This window comes from Pseudomonas sp. LJDD11 (assembly GCF_024584215.1).
Lineage (GTDB): Bacteria > Pseudomonadota > Gammaproteobacteria > Pseudomonadales > Pseudomonadaceae > Aquipseudomonas.
In genome coordinates, this window is record NZ_JANJFL010000001.1 from 318,234 (window position 1) to 333,782 (window position 15,549).

At 63.1% G+C, this 15,549-nt stretch carries 15 protein-coding genes; 8 read left to right on the forward strand and 7 right to left on the reverse strand.

The window, feature by feature from the left end; translation table 11 throughout:
* Positions 1–11: 11 nt before the first annotated feature.
* The 3 genes from NRB16_RS01475 to NRB16_RS01485 all read right to left on the reverse strand — a co-directional run bounded on the left by NRB16_RS01475 (position 12) and on the right by NRB16_RS01485 (position 3,161).
* Positions 12–2,063 (reverse strand): pyridoxamine 5'-phosphate oxidase family protein, encoded by a 2,052-nt coding sequence (locus NRB16_RS01475; RefSeq protein WP_257105284.1) that lies wholly within the window; start codon positions 2,061–2,063, stop codon positions 12–14.
* A 32-nt stretch (positions 2,064–2,095) separates the two neighbouring features.
* On the reverse strand, positions 2,096–2,713 hold the full coding sequence (locus NRB16_RS01480) for a glutathione S-transferase family protein (protein ID WP_045492569.1): 618 nt from the start codon (positions 2,711–2,713) through the stop codon (positions 2,096–2,098).
* A gap of 70 nt (positions 2,714–2,783) precedes the next feature.
* Entirely contained in the window at positions 2,784–3,161 is a 378-nt protein-coding gene (locus tag NRB16_RS01485) for a hypothetical protein (RefSeq protein ID WP_257105285.1), read from the reverse strand.
* Between NRB16_RS01485 and NRB16_RS01490 the strand changes: the two genes are divergently transcribed.
* From NRB16_RS01490 to NRB16_RS01515, 6 genes are all read left to right on the forward strand, one after another.
* Entirely contained in the window at positions 3,160–4,059 is a 900-nt protein-coding gene (locus NRB16_RS01490) for a LysR substrate-binding domain-containing protein (protein ID WP_257105286.1), read from the forward strand. The genes NRB16_RS01485 and NRB16_RS01490 overlap by 2 nt on opposite strands.
* Before the next feature lie 99 nt (positions 4,060–4,158).
* Entirely contained in the window at positions 4,159–4,863 is a 705-nt protein-coding gene (locus NRB16_RS01495; RefSeq protein WP_045492563.1) for an SDR family oxidoreductase, read from the forward strand.
* Between the two features lie 46 nt (positions 4,864–4,909).
* A complete protein-coding gene (locus NRB16_RS01500; protein WP_052483541.1) occupies positions 4,910–5,470 on the forward strand; it encodes a pyridoxamine 5'-phosphate oxidase family protein in 561 nt (186 codons plus the stop codon).
* A 51-nt stretch (positions 5,471–5,521) separates the two neighbouring features.
* Positions 5,522–6,472, forward strand: a complete 951-nt coding sequence (gene lhpI, locus NRB16_RS01505; protein ID WP_257105287.1) for a bifunctional Delta(1)-pyrroline-2-carboxylate/Delta(1)-piperideine-2-carboxylate reductase — start codon at positions 5,522–5,524, stop codon at positions 6,470–6,472.
* Between the two features lie 118 nt (positions 6,473–6,590).
* A complete protein-coding gene (locus tag NRB16_RS01510) occupies positions 6,591–8,429 on the forward strand; it encodes a hypothetical protein (protein ID WP_257105288.1) in 1,839 nt (612 codons plus the stop codon).
* A gap of 287 nt (positions 8,430–8,716) precedes the next feature.
* The gene (locus NRB16_RS01515) at positions 8,717–9,466 is read left to right on the forward strand and encodes a CerR family C-terminal domain-containing protein (protein ID WP_253111649.1); all 750 of its coding nucleotides are present in this window, start codon (positions 8,717–8,719) and stop codon (positions 9,464–9,466) included.
* Positions 9,467–9,834: 368 nt separating this feature from the next.
* Here the strand turns inward: NRB16_RS01515 and NRB16_RS01520 are convergent, their stop codons facing one another.
* The 3 genes from NRB16_RS01520 to NRB16_RS01530 all read right to left on the reverse strand — a co-directional run bounded on the left by NRB16_RS01520 (position 9,835) and on the right by NRB16_RS01530 (position 12,446).
* A complete protein-coding gene (locus tag NRB16_RS01520) occupies positions 9,835–11,127 on the reverse strand; it encodes a sorbosone dehydrogenase family protein (RefSeq protein ID WP_253111651.1) in 1,293 nt (430 codons plus the stop codon).
* Complete coding sequence (locus NRB16_RS01525; protein WP_045492549.1) at positions 11,124–11,552, reverse strand: DUF2231 domain-containing protein; 429 nt, start codon at positions 11,550–11,552, stop codon at positions 11,124–11,126. The genes NRB16_RS01520 and NRB16_RS01525 overlap by 4 nt, the downstream gene beginning before the upstream one ends.
* Before the next feature lie 198 nt (positions 11,553–11,750).
* Positions 11,751–12,446 carry a hypothetical protein gene (locus NRB16_RS01530; protein ID WP_257105289.1) on the reverse strand — a complete coding sequence of 232 codons (696 nt, stop codon included), beginning with the start codon at positions 12,444–12,446 and terminating at the stop codon, positions 11,751–11,753.
* A 297-nt stretch (positions 12,447–12,743) separates the two neighbouring features.
* Between NRB16_RS01530 and NRB16_RS01535 the strand changes: the two genes are divergently transcribed.
* Both NRB16_RS01535 and NRB16_RS01540 read left to right on the forward strand, forming a co-directional pair.
* Positions 12,744–13,568: an oxaloacetate decarboxylase gene (locus tag NRB16_RS01535; protein ID WP_045492545.1), complete on the forward strand. Its 825-nt coding sequence runs from the start codon at positions 12,744–12,746 to the stop codon at positions 13,566–13,568.
* Positions 13,569–13,634: 66 nt separating this feature from the next.
* Positions 13,635–14,450 carry a protein phosphatase 2C domain-containing protein gene (locus tag NRB16_RS01540; RefSeq protein ID WP_045492542.1) on the forward strand — a complete coding sequence of 272 codons (816 nt, stop codon included), beginning with the start codon at positions 13,635–13,637 and terminating at the stop codon, positions 14,448–14,450.
* A gap of 21 nt (positions 14,451–14,471) precedes the next feature.
* Here the strand turns inward: NRB16_RS01540 and NRB16_RS01545 are convergent, their stop codons facing one another.
* The gene (locus NRB16_RS01545) at positions 14,472–15,425 is read right to left on the reverse strand and encodes a LysR substrate-binding domain-containing protein (RefSeq protein ID WP_045492539.1); all 954 of its coding nucleotides are present in this window, start codon (positions 15,423–15,425) and stop codon (positions 14,472–14,474) included.
* Positions 15,426–15,549 lie beyond the last annotated feature (124 nt).

Consider the following 15,549-nt stretch of genomic DNA (forward strand, 5'->3'; position numbering starts at 1 on the left):
GATGGAACAGGTCATAGCGCAAGCTGGATGGGGGTGTGTTGATCTGCCGGAACCGCACAGCAGATCAGTACTTCATCGTCCTTGAGTGTTGCTTGAGGCTCCTTGAGGTACGTGACATCGCCCTTGAGCACACGGGTGCGGCAGGTCCCGCAATGCCCCTCACGGCAACTGAACTCGGGTGCCAGGCCACGTGCCTCGGCCAACTCCAGCAAGGTCCCGGAGTCGGGCTGCCAGCGCGCTTCTTTTTGTGAGTTCATGAACATCACCTTGACCGGCGTGGTTGCAGGCGGCAGCCGGGCAGGGACGTTGGCAGACTGCTGTGTGCTGCGCTGCAGCGAGCCGGGGCCGAACGCTTCGGCATGGATGCGCTCATCCTCGATGCCATAGCCGCGCAGCCCGTCATACAGCGCCTGGCTAAAGCCGGCAGGGCCGCACAGGTAGAACTGGTAATCGCCGAACGGCAACACCTGGCTGAGCAGCGCCATGTCGATGCGTCCATGGGCTTCATAGTCGATGCCGGCTTGGGCAGCACCGGTATCGCTCAGCACCCGGATCAGCTTTACCGAGCCTTTCGCGGCGTGGGTCAATTCGGCCAGCTCGCGGTCAAAGGCGCGATCGTGTTTGCTGCGCGCCGCATAGAGCAGCGTGACCGGGCGCAATCGCTGGCGACGCAGCCCGTCATAGACCAGGTGGCGGAGCATGGCCAGCATCGGCGTGATACCGACCCCGGCGGCCAGCAGCACCAGCGGTTGTTCGCTGGCTGGATCAAGCGTGAAGTCGCCAGCCGGTGCGCGGGCTTCAAGGGTGTCGCCCTCGCGCAGATGATCATGCAGGTAGCCCGACACCCGGCCATCGCGCTTGACGCTGATCCGATAATGGCCGTCCGACGGCGCGACCGACAGGGTATAGGTGCGGATCAACGGTGCGTCAGTGCCCGGTATCTGCACCCGGATCGGCAGGTACTGGCCGGCCAGGTGCGGCAACAGCCCGCCACCGTCCAGCGGTTGCAACTCGAACGAGCGGATCGACGCGCTCTCGTCAGTCACCCGCGTCACCCGCAGCGCTCGCCAGCGGGTCGCGTATTCGGCGGCGCGCAGGCGTTGTTCGGTCTGTTGCCAATCGCCGGTCAGCAACGAACTCTCAGCCCAGGCGTCATCCTGCAACCTCCAGCGCAGCGCCAGGCCCGCGGCCCTGCGCACGATCTGCCGGGGGCGAAAGGTCCATAACCGCTCGGCGCCCTGAAACGCCGCAATCCGGGGTGAGTCGAAGATCACCTCGGCCTCGCCGGTCATTTGCAACACATCACCGCTGGCAAAGTCGACGAACAACAGCCCGGCCTGGCGGTTGAGCAACAGGTTGCCGAGGGTGGAGAAAAACAGGTTGCCGTTGAAGTCCGGGATGGTCAGTGTGCCGTCAGCGTCCAGGTGCACGAAGCCTGGCTTGCCACCCCGGTGCGAGACATCGACCTGGCGTTGACCGTCCTGGTCGGCGTAGGAGGCGACAAAAAAAGTATCGGCATTCTCGATCAATGCGCGCGCCGCCACGTTCAGTTCGGTCAGCCGCTGGGCCTGAGCGCTATCGGCGGCTGCCGGATCACGGTCAAAGCTGAAATCGCGCAGCTGGATGTAGCGCGGGCAGTTACCAAAGCTCTGGCCGACCGTCAGCTGAAAGCCCGCAGCAGTGGTGCCGAGCACGCCATTGAGCCGGTTGCGCCGCCGCGTGTGCAGCTCAATGCCCAGCAGGCCCACCGCTGCGCCGTCGGTCATGCCCTGGCCGGCCGGGTCGGCGGCGGCGGGTTGTGCGGCGATGTTCAGTGTGCTGGCGGACGGCGAGCCCATGAAGCCCGGCTGACCTTCCAGCATCGTGGCCCAGGCATTGCCCTGAGCATCCACGCTGCCCAGCACCACGAAGGGCAACTGCGCATAGAAGGCGCGATGCTGGTCCGGCATGAAGTCGCGCACCACACGACGTCCCACTTCTTCCATGCGTTCAGCGACACCCAGCTGCTGCTGGATGAGTTTTTCGCCCGCGTGCCAGGTCGGCAAGGTGGGTGTGGTGGTCATGATCGCGTCTCCGATAGGCGCAGCAGGCAGGGTCAAACGTTGGCGCGCAGCCCGATCGGGCTTTGCGTGAATGGCACGAAGCCCGGCAACGCTTCGATACGCTGCAACAGACGACCAACGGCGGGGTAGCCCGACAGGTCGACGTTGCCTTCCGGTGCGCCGGCCAGATAACTGTAGATCGCAACGTCAGCAATGGTCGGATGCTCGGCGGCCAGCCAGTCGCGGGTCGCCAGATGCTGTTCCAGGCGCTTGAGCAACACATGGGCGCGGTTGATGACCTCTTCGGTATTGAAGGCGGCGCCAAACACCGTGATCAGCCGCGCTGCACAGGGTCCGTAGGCCAGCTCGCCGGCGGCCACCGACAGCCAGCGCTGCACCCGCGCCGCGCCCAGCGCATCTTCCGGCAGCCAGTCGCTGCGCCCGGCCTTCTTGGCGAGATAAACCAGAATGGCATTGGAGTCGGCAATCACCCGTTCGCCATCCACCAGCACCGGGATCTGGCCGAACGGGTTCAAGGCGAGGAAGTCGGGATGCTGCAGGCCGCCAGCCTTGATATCGACCTCGACCAGTTCGTGGGGCACGCCCAGCAGCGCGGCGAACAATACGGCGCGGTGCGCATGGCCTGACAGCGGGTGGTGATAGATTTTCATGGTCCGGTTCCTGAGTGAGCGGGGCGGGGAGAGTCCCGAGCCGTGTGGTCAGTGTGGAATACCGGGGTTTTTAGCGGAATAGGCGTTGTGGGCAGTTCTTTATTGCGTCAGGTGGAATAATTAACGATGGCGGTGGAGTGCCAGATTGTTTCAGGCACTTTTCTGCGGGCAATAAAAAACCCGCCGAAGCGGGTTTTTTGTCCCAGACCATTCCAACTCCTTGTCGGCAGTATCCTTTCACGGTCGATCCTCCCTGATCCTGGCGAGCATCCTGTTCGCCAGTGGTTGGATCCAAATATAGGCTCATCACGCTGGCAGGCAAATAGCAATTATTCGCCAGCGCGTGTAAGCCTTTGGCTATGCCGATGTAATCAAAGGCCAGAGACTCCGCTGGCGGGCTGTTGTGGTAGCGTGTCAGCAGTCGCCCTGCAGAACGTTTTTCTACCATGTCGGATGCTTTGCCCTCGCTACCGTCGCTCAATGCCCTGCGTGCCTTCGAAGTGGCGGCGCGGCACTTGAATTTTCGTCTGGCTGCCGATGAGCTGGGGGTAACCCAGGCGGCGGTGGCGCAGCAGATTCGTGGTCTGGAAACCAGCCTGGGTGTGAAACTGTTCGACCGGTTGCCGCGTGGCCTGGCGTTGACCGATGGCGGACTGCGCTATGGCGCCAGTATTCGCCGCGCCCTGGAACTGATTGTCGAAGCCACGCACGCGCTGCGCCCGGACACCGCCCACCTCACCGTCAGCGTGCCACCGAGCTTTGCTTCGCGCTGGCTGATCCCGCGCATTGCGTTGTTTACCGAAGCGTATCCGGATATCGACCTGCGGGTGCTGGCCACCGAGCGGTTGTCGCGCTTTCACACTGATGGCGTCGATGTGGCGGTGCGTTACGGACGCCCACCGTTCGGGCCAGGGCTCAATACCGAATTGCTGGTGGCACAGAGCATTATCGTGGTCGGCAGCCCGGCGTTGCTCGACAAACTGGGCCAGCCGGCAGACCTGGCGCAGTTGCAGCGTTACCTGTGGCTGCACGACGGCCATAACCTGTGGCCGCAGTTTATTGCCCATGTGTTTGCCCAGCCGCTGCAAGGCGCGGCGAAGAACCTGCGCTTCAATAGCACTTCGCTGGCAGTGGATGCTGCGCTGGCCGGGCAGGGCCTGGCATTGGTGACCCGGGCGTTCATTCAGGATGATCTGGAGGCCGGGCGGCTGGTGCAGGTGCTCGAACAGAGCCTGCCGATGGACACCGGTTTCTATCTGGTCTGGCCGCGCCATGCGCGTGAGCCCGCTACCTTGCTGACCGTACTGGCCTGGTTGCGCGAGCAGGCCAGGGCGATAAGGCAGTAGATAAACTATCGGCTTGTGCGTGTTCTGCTGACTCTCTGCCGGCAAGGCGCGGTGCTAGGCTGACGCTCAGAGTTTGATGAGTATCCGGAGAGCGACAGCATGACTGAACAGAAAGTGGCAATCATAATGGCCGGCGGCAGCGGTATGGGAGCGGCATCGGCCAGACGTCTGGCGGCCGATGGTTTCAAGGTCGGCATTCTCTCGTCGTCCGGCAAGGGCGAGGCGCTGGCGCAAGAGCTGGGCGGGGTTGGCGTGACCGGCAGCAACCAGTCCAGCGCCGACATGCAGCGCCTGGTGGATCGGGTGATGCAGCAGTGGGGGCGTATCGATGTGCTGGTTAACAGCGCTGGCCACGGCCCACGCGCGCCGCTGCTGGAAATCAGCGACGAGGACTGGCACAAGGGGGTCGATGTGTATCTGCTCAACGCCGTGCGGGCCATTCGCCTGGTGACGCCGATCATGCAGCAACAGCACAACGGCGCGATCATCAATATCTCCACGGCCTGGGTCGATGAGCCGGCGTTGATGTTCCCGACATCGGCGGTGGCGCGCGCAGGGCTTGCGGCGTTCACCAAGCTGTTTGCCGACACTTACGCCAAAGACAATATTCGCATCAACAACGTGTTGCCGGGCTGGATCGACAGCCTGCCGCAAACCGACGAACGCCGTGACGCTGTCCCCCTTCAACGCTACGGCAAAAGCGAAGAAGTGGCCGCAACCGTTGCATTTCTGGCCAGTGAGGGTGCAGCCTATATCACCGCACAAAGCCTGCGGGTGGATGGCGGGCTGATGCGCAGCATTTGAATTTCTCGGGGTGGCGGCTGCCCACCCCCCGCAGTGGAGGCCATGGATGCTCTATGACCTGCTACATCGCATCTGGGGCGAACTGAGCACCCCCATGGAGGCGGGTGCTCAGCCGTTTCGGCTGTTGCAACTGGCGACCCTGGGGGTGGATGGCTGCCCCCGCTCGCGCAGCATCATCTTGCGTGAAGCCGACGGTCAAAATGCAACCCTGGTGTTCTGGATTGATCGCCGCTCGAACAAATTCCAGGAGCTGTTACGCAATCCGTTCGTGGCGTTATCGGCCTTCGACGGCCAGCGCAATGTGCAATTGCGTCTGGAAGGCCGGGCCAGCGTGCAGTTTGACCCGCAACGCAAACGCGAAATCTGGAACACCCTCAAGCCGCAGAGCAAACAGTTGTTCAATCGTTTTTGCCCGCCGGGCACGGTGCTGGACGATCCCGCCGAAGCCTGGAGCGAAGAGCCAGAGTCTGACAGCGACGAGCATTTCTGTATCGTGACGGTGAGTGTGGACCGGGTAGAGTGGCTGGATCTTTCCGGCAGCTACCATCAGCGCGCCCGGTTCAGCCGGCTGGCGCGGGGCTGGCGCAAGGAGTGGCTGGCACCCTGAAGGCCGGTTTCGGTAATCGGCACCCCATTGGCACAGACGACGAGGATTTCGATGAGCAACCCGGCAACTGCAACTGACGATGGCAACGCGGTCATCGTTTGTGACCGCGAGCGCACGGCGCAACTGCTGGCCTTCCCGGCATTGGTCCAGGCCATCGCGCAGGCTGCGCAGCAGCTGGAGGCCGGTCAGATTCTCAGCCCCGAACGTCTGGTGGTGCCGATGGGCAGCGGGGTGATGCTGAGCATGCCGGCCACGGCGGCCGATATCGGTATTCACAAACTGGTTAATGTGCACCCCAATAACGCGCAGCAGCAACTGCCGTCGATTCATGGCACGGTGAGTGTGTGTGACGCCGCGACCGGGCGTATCCGCTGCCTGCTCGACGGCCCGGAGGTCACCGGGCGGCGCACGGCGGCAGTCAGCCTGTTGGCGATCCGTACCCTGTTGCCTGATCCGCCCACCGATATTCTGCTGTACGGCACCGGTGTGCAGGCGCGCTATCACGTTCAAGCCCTCAATGCCGTATATCCCGATGCGCGAATCCGGGTTAAAGGGCGTGACGCCCGACAGGTCCTGGCCTTCTGCAGTGAGGGCGCCAACCTTGAGCCTTGCCCGGCCGATGTACCGGACCAGGTGCAGGTCGTGATTACGCTGACCACCAGCCTGGAGCCGATCTACAACCAGGTGGCCCGCGCTGGCCGGTTGGTCATTGGCGTAGGGGCGTTCAAGCCGGAAATGGCCGAAATCGGCAAGCTCACGCTCGATGGCAGTGCGATCTATGTTGATGAGCCGGCAGGGGCGCATGTCGAGGCAGGTGATTTGCTGCGCGCGGGGGTCGACTGGTCAGCCGTCATTTCATTGGCTGCGGCGTTGCGCAGCCCGCAAGCCGTTACCCGCCCGGCGGTGTTCAAGAGTGTCGGAACCGGTGCCTGGGATCTGGCCGCAGGCCGGGTCGCGCTGGCGGCACTGAACGCTGAACAGAGCGAGCGCAAGCCTGGCTGACCGGCAGTTATGTGAAGCAGTCGGCACTCTTGCGGGGAATTTTTTCTACGCCCAAGTGACAAAGCGTCCGGATTGCGTACCGAAGGTGTGCGGCCGTCAACCGGGATCAAGGATGAATATGCAGGTCATCACGGACAATGCCATTGCCGCAGCGCTGCGCGCCAGGGCGCAGGATGCTTTCGGGGTCGCGCCAGCGGCCCCTTTCACGGTCGCAGCGGTCCGGCCACACAGGGCCGATGTCACCTACACCGTCACCTCGACCCTCAGTTGCCAAGTGGCCTCGCGGCGGGTTCGGCAACTGACGGGCGAACACTGCAACCGTGATTATCTGGACCAGGTGCTGCAGGCCCGGCGTGAACGGTTGCTGGCTAACCCGGGCCATTTCCGGCCGCTGATCTACCAGCATCTGAGCAACGACGTCGACCACTACCGCAGGCCAGGCCAAGTCCTGTTGACGGTCGATGCCGAGCGTTTCTGCACCCGTGAGCAGTGCACTGACTGCAACGGCCACGGCGTGGTGCACTGCAGCGCCTGCGCCGGGCATGCCGAAGTGCGTTGCGCTCGTTGCCGGGGCGGCTGTCATCTGCATTGCCACTATTGCTCCGGCACCGGCCATGAGCCCGAGCGGCGTCGCTGTGGTTACTGTGGCGGGACCGGCCAGTACGGCAATCACCGTTGCAGTTGTCAGGGCGGGCTGCTGCCTGCCGATCGCTGCCACAAATGCCACGGCCAGCGCACCACGCCATGCCCGGACTGCAATGCCCGTGGCGTGGTGCGCTGCACGGCGTGCGACCAGGGCCAGGTGCGCTGCGCGCCGTGCGAGGGGGCCGGTGAACTGATTCACGAGTACCGCCTGGAGGTGCATGTCGATCTGCAGGTCCATTACGCTTGGCGCAACCTCAGCGCCGACTGGCTGGAGCCGGTGATTGGCGAGTCGGTCAATGGCCCCAACAACGCGGCAGTGTTTGTCGTCGACCAGGCCCAGGCGGATCACCCGGACCCACGGCTATACACCGCGACCGGTCACGTACCGGCCGCCGAGGCCGAGGTGTCCCATGAGGGCAGCACCGGGACCTGCCGCTTTGTGGGGCTGCCGCCGATCCCGCTGTACCTCGACGGCGTGCTCAATGGCAATTTCAAGAAACTGCTGGCCTCGATGCAGGACACGACGGACATCCAGGCCATCCACCGGGCCTCCAGTTCGAAGATCGCCCGCCAGTTGATTGCCGAGAACGAGCAACAGCGGCCTATCGACCAGACCACCCCGGTGCTGCAAGGCATCATTGATCCGGAGGATGGGCTGGAGTTTCTGCACAAGCGTGCCGAGACCTTCCGGCACATCGTCGCCACCCGCCACCGCTTGCGGCCTGCTGCCGTGCTGGGCCTGTCGCTGCCGCTGACGGCGGTGCTGTTTGTTGTGTATCTGGTGATGAGCTTCTATCTCACTGGCCTGCCGGAGCCCGGCACCGGCAAGCTGGGGATCCTGGCGCTGCTCGGTGAGCCGCAAACAGTCGGCAAGCGGGTCTACATGCAACTGTTGCAGGCCGCCAATCAGGGATTGGGCGTGGGGATGCTGCTGTGGTTCGGCGCTGCAATCGTGTTCAACCGCTTTAGCCTGCCGCTGTTGTTCCCGCGGTTATGGGCCTGGGCGGCGGGGCGCTGGGCGCGCATTCTGACGCTGGGCGTGCCTGGCATGCTGTGGCTGGCAGTATTCATGGCCTTGTATCCGACGGCCGAAATGTGGCCGGACTGGCGCTGGCTGAAGTTCGCGTTCAACCGCCAGGGTACTCTGCACGCCGTGACCAACGCCCTGTACCTGTTGCCGCAGATCTACCTGCTGGCGCTGGGGCTTTCGTTGCTGCGCTGGCGTGCCGCCGGAACCCACTGGGCGCGGCGCATGATGAGGATTTTGCTGCAGAGAAAGAACGTCAGTGCGGTTGAAGCGCAGCTGCACTGATTCATGCCCGGCTTGCTAAAAGGAACCCGCGCTGCAATGCCAGCAGCCGTTGAAGGCCGGTCAGACTTGCCGACTGCTGCAGGTCGAAGTGACCTGTAGCATGCCTGAGGTGTAATGATTCGCGCATAGTATCGGGCTCTGCGGCCGGATCGGTCGACCGGGCTTGCCGCAGATGGACCTTTGCGCAATCGAGGCAGTCCAAGCGCTGGGTCGGTCGACAGGATGATCGGCAAGCACATTCATATCAGTCGATATGTTTCCAAGAGGTTTTCAGACAAGGATTGCTCATGCCCCGACACAAAAGCACTGCTGGAGGCGGCTATCAACGCGGTACGGACACTCGCGCCCGATTGATCGAAACCGGCTTGCGGCTGTTTGGCGAACGTGGCTTCGAAGGCGCCTCCACCCGCGATATCGCCAGTGAGGCCGGGCTCAATGCGCCGGCCCTGAAGTATTACTTCGACAACAAGGAAGGGCTGTATCACGCCTGTATCGAGGACATCATCACGAAGATTCGCGAGCAGCTTGCAGGGGCGGTGCAGCATGCCGAAGCTGTACTGCACAATCGTGCCAGCAGTGACGGGCAGTTGATCGAGGCTTATCTGCAACTGTTGGGCGGCTTTATCGGCTTTGTCCAGGACAGCCCGCAAGCTGAAGCCTGGTATCTGTTCATGGCCAGAGAGGTGGTCGGCTTGGGCATGTTCGACACCGATGCAATCATGCACAAAAAGCTGTACGCGCCTCTGAACGCCGTCACCACTGGTTTGGTGGGGCGTCTGACCGGCTTGCCGGTTGACGACGAGCGCACCCGGATGCGCGCGTTTGCGCTCAACAGTCAGAGCATGGCCATGCGTACCCTGCGTCGCCAGATGCTGGGCATCATGGAGTGGGACAGCGTCGATTCTGAGCGCATGCAGCGGGTGCGGGAAATATTGCTCGGGCAGATGCGCCTGACCTTGCGATCCTGGGTTTCGGAGCGCGAAGCGGGCAGGCTGGGTGCCAGCCGATCCATGCAAGAGGTGCCATTGTGTCCGTAGGCCCGAGGCGTGTCAGTTGTAGGAGCGAGCTTGCTCGCGAAGACGGCAGCGCGTTCGCAGCAGTTGCTGTGGCTTTACCAGCCTCTTCGTCGGAGTGCCGCTCAGACCAAGGTCGCTCCCACAAAGGCATGCAGTGCTTATCTGAACAGTATTGCGGCTAAAGCCAATACTGGTCACTTAGGTACTGTATGCCCCCGGTGGGAGCGAGCTCTGCTCGCGAAGAGGCCAGTAAAGTCACAGCATCTGCTGCGAATGTACCGCTGCCTTCGCCGGGATGCCGGACCACAGCAACCGGAGCGCCGGCCGGCTGCTCCCACCGGTCTAAGTGGACAGTATTGCGGCTAAAGTGGATCGCAGCCCGGTCGGCCCTACTGATTACGCGTCACCCGCCACACGGTATTGGCCAGGTCATCGGCAATGATCAGTGCGCCGCGCGGGTCTACCGTTACACCTACCGGGCGGCCGCGGGTTTTGCCGTCGTTACCCCGGAAACCGGTGGCAAAGTCTATCGGTTCACCGGCCGGACGACCGTCCTTGAATGGCACGAAGATCACTTTGTAGCCCACCGGGTTGTCGCGGTTCCAACTGCCGTGCTCGCCCACGAACACGCCGTTGGCAAAGCGTTCGCCCATCGCTGCAATGGAAAAATCCAGGCCCAGCGCGGCGACGTGTGAGCCCAGGCTGTAGTCGGGTTTGATCGCCGCAGCGACTTTTTCCGGGTTCTGTGGCTGGGCGCGGGTGTCGACGTTCTGGCCCCAGTAGCTCCATGGCCAGCCGTAGAAACCGCCTTGCTGTACCGAGGTCAGGTAGTCGGGAACCAGGTCCGGGCCAAGTTCGTCGCGCTCATTGACCACCGTCCAGAGTTTACCGGTGCCTGGCTGGACGGCCAGGGCTGTGGGGTTGCGCAGGCCGGTGGCGTAGGGTTTGTGCGCGCCGGTTTCAGCATCGATCTGCCAGACCATGGCGCGGTCGATCTCCACTTCCATGCCGCGCTCGGTCACGTTGCTGTTCGAGCCGATGCCCACGTACAGATAGCGCCCGTCAGGGCTGATGGTCATCGCTTTGGTCCAGTGATGGTTGATCGCCGAGGGCAGGTCAGTGAGCTTGACCGGCGCCCCGCTGGCTTTGGTCTGGCCATCCTGATAGTCGAAACGCACCAGCGCGTCCTGGTTGGCGACGTACAGCTTGCCATCGGCAAAGGCCAGGCCGTAGGGCGCGTTGAGGTTGTCGGCAAACACCGTCTGCACCTCAAACTGGCCGTCACCGTCGGCATCGCGCAGCAGGGTCAACCGGTTGCCGCCTTTGACCTTGGTATTGCCCTGGGCCTTGATGTAGCCGGCGATCACGTCTTTGGGCTTGAGTTTGGCGGCGTTGCCGCCACGGCCCTCGGCGATCAGGATATCGCCGTTGGGCAGTACCAGCGTCTGGCGCGGAATCTTCAGGTCCGTGGCAATCGCGGTGATGCTGAAGCCTTCCGGCACCGTGGGCTTCTCGCTGCCCCATTCGGCTGGCTCGGCGATTTTCATGCTCGGCAGCAGGCCGCGCTGCGGCTCCGGCAGCTTCGGGTCCGGGCCGCGGGCCTGGGTGCTGTCAGCTTCGCCGCCACAGGCACTGAGCAGCACGGTCATGCCGAGAATAGTCAGGACAGGCATCGGTTTCATCGTGCTACCTCCGTGCGCAGGTTACTGAAGGCAATCCAGGCCGATACCACGGCCAGCAGGGTGACAATCACGGACAGTACCAGCCCGGTCGGCATGACCGCCCAGGCATCCTTGGCGTGTTCGAAGGCATTGAGCAGGCCCAGCAGCCAGGTGGCCAGCAGCACCAGCAGGTAAGCCAGCGGTCGGCCGCCCTTGTGCGGGGCGCGTAGCAGGTTGGTAATGGCAAACAGGCCGGCAAGACCTGCGAACAGCAAGCCACCGGCAATCAGCCAGGCGGCGAAATTGCTCCACTGGATCTGCGTGGTGTTGTAATAGGCGATATCGTTGAGCAAGGCGCCGAGAAACAGCGCAACGCTGCCGCCCAGCAGGATGCCGTGAAGCGGGCCGGGGGTTGCGTGGTACGGGGGATGGTCGGGTACGGTCACGGGTGGCGCTCCTTATCGTTCACATTCCAGGGCGGGGCTCGATAGCGTCGGGCATGGGAATGGATCGTCGGGGCGCTGCTTTAGTTCAGCCCAATGGGCGCTATTACACATTCGGTAACAGCCAGTTTAGCCAGCTGCCGGCTGTGGATCGTGTGGCCGGCCATGCCCGCCAGCATGGCCGGCCGGCTCATCGGTTGCTCACTTGGTCCGGGTCAGCGTCTCTTCGAACACCCGCCCTTCGATCGTCAACAGGTAACGCAGCTTGCCGTCAGGCGTTGGCTGCAGAATCACCTGGGTCGGTGACTTGTGGCTGGGGTGGCTGAACAGCTCGGGTTTGTCCGAGTAGCTGTAGCTCTGAAAATGCAGGGCATCGCCGATCCAGCGCACATCGTTGTACAGGTAGTGCCAGTTGGTGTTGCTGGCGTGATACAGATAAGCCTTGCCTTGCGGGTCACGGCGGATCTCCAGCTCCACGACATCGCCGATTGCCCACGTGCCCAGGTAGCGCTCCATGCGTGGGTGCGCCGGCAACTGCGGCGCGGCGACAAAGTCGCTGGCCTGGTAGGGCGACTGACGCGCCTGTTCGGCGGCGGCCCCGGACGGCAGCGCGCACAGTGGCGCGACCTTGTCGACCTTGACGTAATCGAACGTCAACTGCTGATCGGCAACCTGCATGGCGAGCTGCATGGCCTTGGGGGCGAAGGCCAGAACTTTAAGGTCAAAGCTTTCTTGCGCAGATGCGATATGAATCGACTGGCCGTTGTCCGCCACCGTGTAAGTGGACACCTCGGGCTGCTGCGCCTGCCTGTCACTGCAGTTGAACGGATACAGCAGCGCTTTGCCGTCAGCCCGGAATTCGGTGACGTTGGCGATGCCGTTGTTCAACGGCTGCATGGCCCAGATTCCGACAAGCGCATGTTTATCGCTGCTTGGCAACGCGCTGGCGTTTGGCGCGTTAGAAGAGTGTGCGCAGCCACTCAGAACGCTGACGGCGAGCAACAAGGACAGGAGTGTTTTGGACTGTTTGGACACGAAATTCTCCGGGGTGCCTGGCCGATCTGTTGGCAGATCAGGAACAAATAACCCGGTTTCGACCACCGCCAAGGCGATCAGTGCCGTAGTGTCAGCCAGCGCGGCTGGGCACTGCGCTATCCTGCGCCCTGGGACGGCTCATCAATGGAGGAGGCAAACATGTGTCAATCAACCAAAGCCCAGGTGTTCAAGGGGTTGCACGAGCGTAATGAGCCGCTGATTCTGGCCAACCCCTGGGACGCCGGCAGCGCACGGTTGCTGGCCTCGCTGGGCTTTGAGGCGCTGGCGACCAGCAGCGCCGGTCTTGCCTTCAGCCTGGGCGTGCGCGATACCGAGGGCTTGTTGTCGCGCGAGCAGATTCTGGAAAACGCCAAGGCCATTGTGCAGGCCACTGAACTGCCGGTCAGCGCCGACCTTGAAAACGGCTTCGCTGACTCGCCCGACGCGGTCGCGCGCACCATCGGCCTGGCGGCCGAGGCCGGACTGGTGGGCGGCTCGATCGAAGACGGCGCAGGGCGCAAGGGCCAAACCGTGTACGACTTCAACCACGCGGTAGAGCGCATCAGCGCCGCCGCCGAAGCCGCCAGGGCATTGGCATTCCCGTTCACCCTGGTGGCCCGCGCCGAGAACTACAGCTTCGGCATCCAGAACCTGGACGACACCATTCGCCGGCTACAGGCCTTCGAAAAGGCCGGCGCCGATGTGCTGTATGCACCGTGCCTGCCTGATCTGCAATCGATCAAAACCCTCTGCGAGTCAGTCAATAAACCGGTCAATGTCGTGATGGGCCTGTCTGGCGCCGCCTACAGCGTGGCGCAGTTGGCCGAGGTGGGGGTACGCCGCATCAGTCTGGGCAGCTCCTTTGCCAGAGCCGCGCTGGGCGGCCTGCTGCGTGCGGCCCAAGAAGTCAGAGAGCAAGGCACCTTCAACTTCGCCCGCGACGCGATCGCGTTCAAGGCCATGAATGACTTGATGAAGGGCTAGCGCCTCGAACATCCCGGCCATCGCGTGGTCTAGACTCGCGCCTTGTTTTTCCGGAGACCCATCCCGATGCATCTGGACCTGATCGAATCCATCAGCCTGGCTGGCAGGCTGAACGTCGCCAATGATGACCGCGCCGGCAGCGCCGAGCGCCATGCCTGGGTCATCGACGGTGCCACCGACCTTGGTCCTGCCGGGTTGCTGGGCGCGCGCGGCGGGGCCGCCTGGCTGGCGGGTACTGCGCATCGGGCGTTCGCAGCGGCGAATGGCTCGTTAACCGACATCTGCGCCCAGGTGTTCGACACCGTGGCGGGCGCCTATGAAGGTGAGCGGCGGCGCGAGCCGCTGGCCGGCTGGGAACTGCCGCGTGCAGCGTTTGCCGCCGTGGCCATCGAGGGCGACTCGCTGGTGTGTGGCTTCATGGCCGACTGCATCGTGCTGCACCGCAGCGCCGCGGGTATCGCCTTTCTGACCCCGCAACCCGACCGCGAGCGCGAGCGCGCCGAGGCCGCAGCACTGGGGCCGGGCACCGGAGCCGCAGCGGTGCGCAGTCCCGAAGTCCTGGCCGACCGCCGTGCGGCCCGCGAACGGCCCAAGGCGGTGCTGGGTATCGATGCCGGGCATGCCCGGATCAACACTGAATATGTACGGGTGCCGGTGGCGCAGGGCGACGACCTGCTGCTGCTCAGCGACGGCTTCGCGGCATTGTTCGATACCTACCAGGCTTATGACCCTGCCGGCTTCGTCGCTCAGGTTCTGCAGCACGGGCTGGCGCCTCTGGCCCGGCAACTGCGCGACATTGAACGCCAAGACGCGGCTTGCCTGCGCTATCCGCGTTTCAAGGCCAGCGATGACGCTACCGGGCTATGGTTACGAGTGGGCTGAAACCGGTGAGGATGACCGCGCTCATTTGAATTGTTCGAGCAACCACTCAGTCAGCCGCTGACAGGCCGGCACCTGGGCTTTGTTTTCGTTGATCACCAGATAGTGGACTTCATCGCGCAACACCACTTGCTCGCTCACCGGACGGACCAGGCGGCCCTGTGCAATCAGCGGTTTGACCAGGTGATCCCAGCCCAGCGCAATCCCCTGGCCGTTCAGAGCCATCTGGATCAGCAGGTTGTAGTCATTGCTGCTGAACGCCGCTGGCCGAGGCGTCGCAGCACCCGCCAGGTCCTGCGCGAACCAGGCAAACCAGGCGTTCCAGTCGAACTGCTCGGTCAGCTGTGAACGGCCATAAGGGTCAAGGTCCAGCAACGCACTGTCACGCATGCCTTGCAAGGTCGGTAATTGCGGTTGAGCTTCAAGGTAGGCCGGGCTGCAGACCGGGTAAACGACGACATGAAACAGCGGCACGCGCAGATAGCCCGGCCGCTCATCCAGCGCCTGGGTGACGAAAACATCGGGTTCGATCCCAGGCTCGATATCCTGGAAGCGTTCGGTGGTGATGACGTTCAGGCCGACGTCGTTATTGCTGGCGAGGAAATCCGTGAGCCGGTGTGCCAGAAACATCGATGAAAATGCATGGGTGCAACACAGCGTCAGGGTGTCTTTATCACTGGTCTGGCGACGAATCCGCTCGGTGGTGTGGAAGATATTGAGCAGCGAGAGCTGCGCCGAATCAAACAGCAACGTGCCGGCAGGGGTCAGGCGCAGATCCCGGCCGCTGCGTACGAACAAGTCAGTGCCCAGGTGCAGTTCCAGGTCACGAATCTGCCGACTGATCGCCGCCTGGGTCACACACAGGGCATCGGCGGCGCGGGTAAAACTGCGATACCGGGCGGCGGCGACAAACGAACGCATGGCCTTGAACGAGGGCATTTTCAGCAATGCCAGATCAGTCTGAGAGCCTTCGCGCATAACAAAAACTACCTGTTTATCTGCATAAAAAGTCGATTCCGCCGGCCAGCCGCCGGGCCCTACACTCTAACGCACCACGCCCAGCACAGGGTGCCCTGCAGCCTATTTCACGTTCAGCCTTATA

Excerpts from the sequence above, each read along its gene's own strand:
- NRB16_RS01475 (WP_257105284.1), bottom strand. The coding sequence starts at position 2,063 with ATGACCACCACACCCACCTTGCCGACCTGGCACGCGGGCGAAAAACTC.
- NRB16_RS01480 (WP_045492569.1), bottom strand. The coding sequence starts at position 2,713 with ATGAAAATCTATCACCACCCGCTGTCAGGCCATGCGCACCGCGCCGTA.
- NRB16_RS01490 (WP_257105286.1), top strand. The coding sequence starts at position 3,160 with ATGTCGGATGCTTTGCCCTCGCTACCGTCGCTCAATGCCCTGCGTGCC.
- NRB16_RS01485 (WP_257105285.1), bottom strand. The coding sequence starts at position 3,161 with ATGGTAGAAAAACGTTCTGCAGGGCGACTGCTGACACGCTACCACAAC.
- NRB16_RS01495 (WP_045492563.1), top strand. The coding sequence starts at position 4,159 with ATGACTGAACAGAAAGTGGCAATCATAATGGCCGGCGGCAGCGGTATG.
- NRB16_RS01500 (WP_052483541.1), top strand. The coding sequence starts at position 4,910 with ATGCTCTATGACCTGCTACATCGCATCTGGGGCGAACTGAGCACCCCC.
- lhpI (WP_257105287.1), top strand. The coding sequence starts at position 5,522 with ATGAGCAACCCGGCAACTGCAACTGACGATGGCAACGCGGTCATCGTT.
- NRB16_RS01510 (WP_257105288.1), top strand. The coding sequence starts at position 6,591 with ATGCAGGTCATCACGGACAATGCCATTGCCGCAGCGCTGCGCGCCAGG.
- NRB16_RS01515 (WP_253111649.1), top strand. The coding sequence starts at position 8,717 with ATGCCCCGACACAAAAGCACTGCTGGAGGCGGCTATCAACGCGGTACG.
- NRB16_RS01520 (WP_253111651.1), bottom strand. The coding sequence starts at position 11,127 with ATGAAACCGATGCCTGTCCTGACTATTCTCGGCATGACCGTGCTGCTC.
- NRB16_RS01530 (WP_257105289.1), bottom strand. The coding sequence starts at position 12,446 with ATGCAGCCGTTGAACAACGGCATCGCCAACGTCACCGAATTCCGGGCT.
- NRB16_RS01535 (WP_045492545.1), top strand. The coding sequence starts at position 12,744 with ATGTGTCAATCAACCAAAGCCCAGGTGTTCAAGGGGTTGCACGAGCGT.
- NRB16_RS01540 (WP_045492542.1), top strand. The coding sequence starts at position 13,635 with ATGCATCTGGACCTGATCGAATCCATCAGCCTGGCTGGCAGGCTGAAC.
- NRB16_RS01545 (WP_045492539.1), bottom strand. The coding sequence starts at position 15,425 with ATGCGCGAAGGCTCTCAGACTGATCTGGCATTGCTGAAAATGCCCTCG.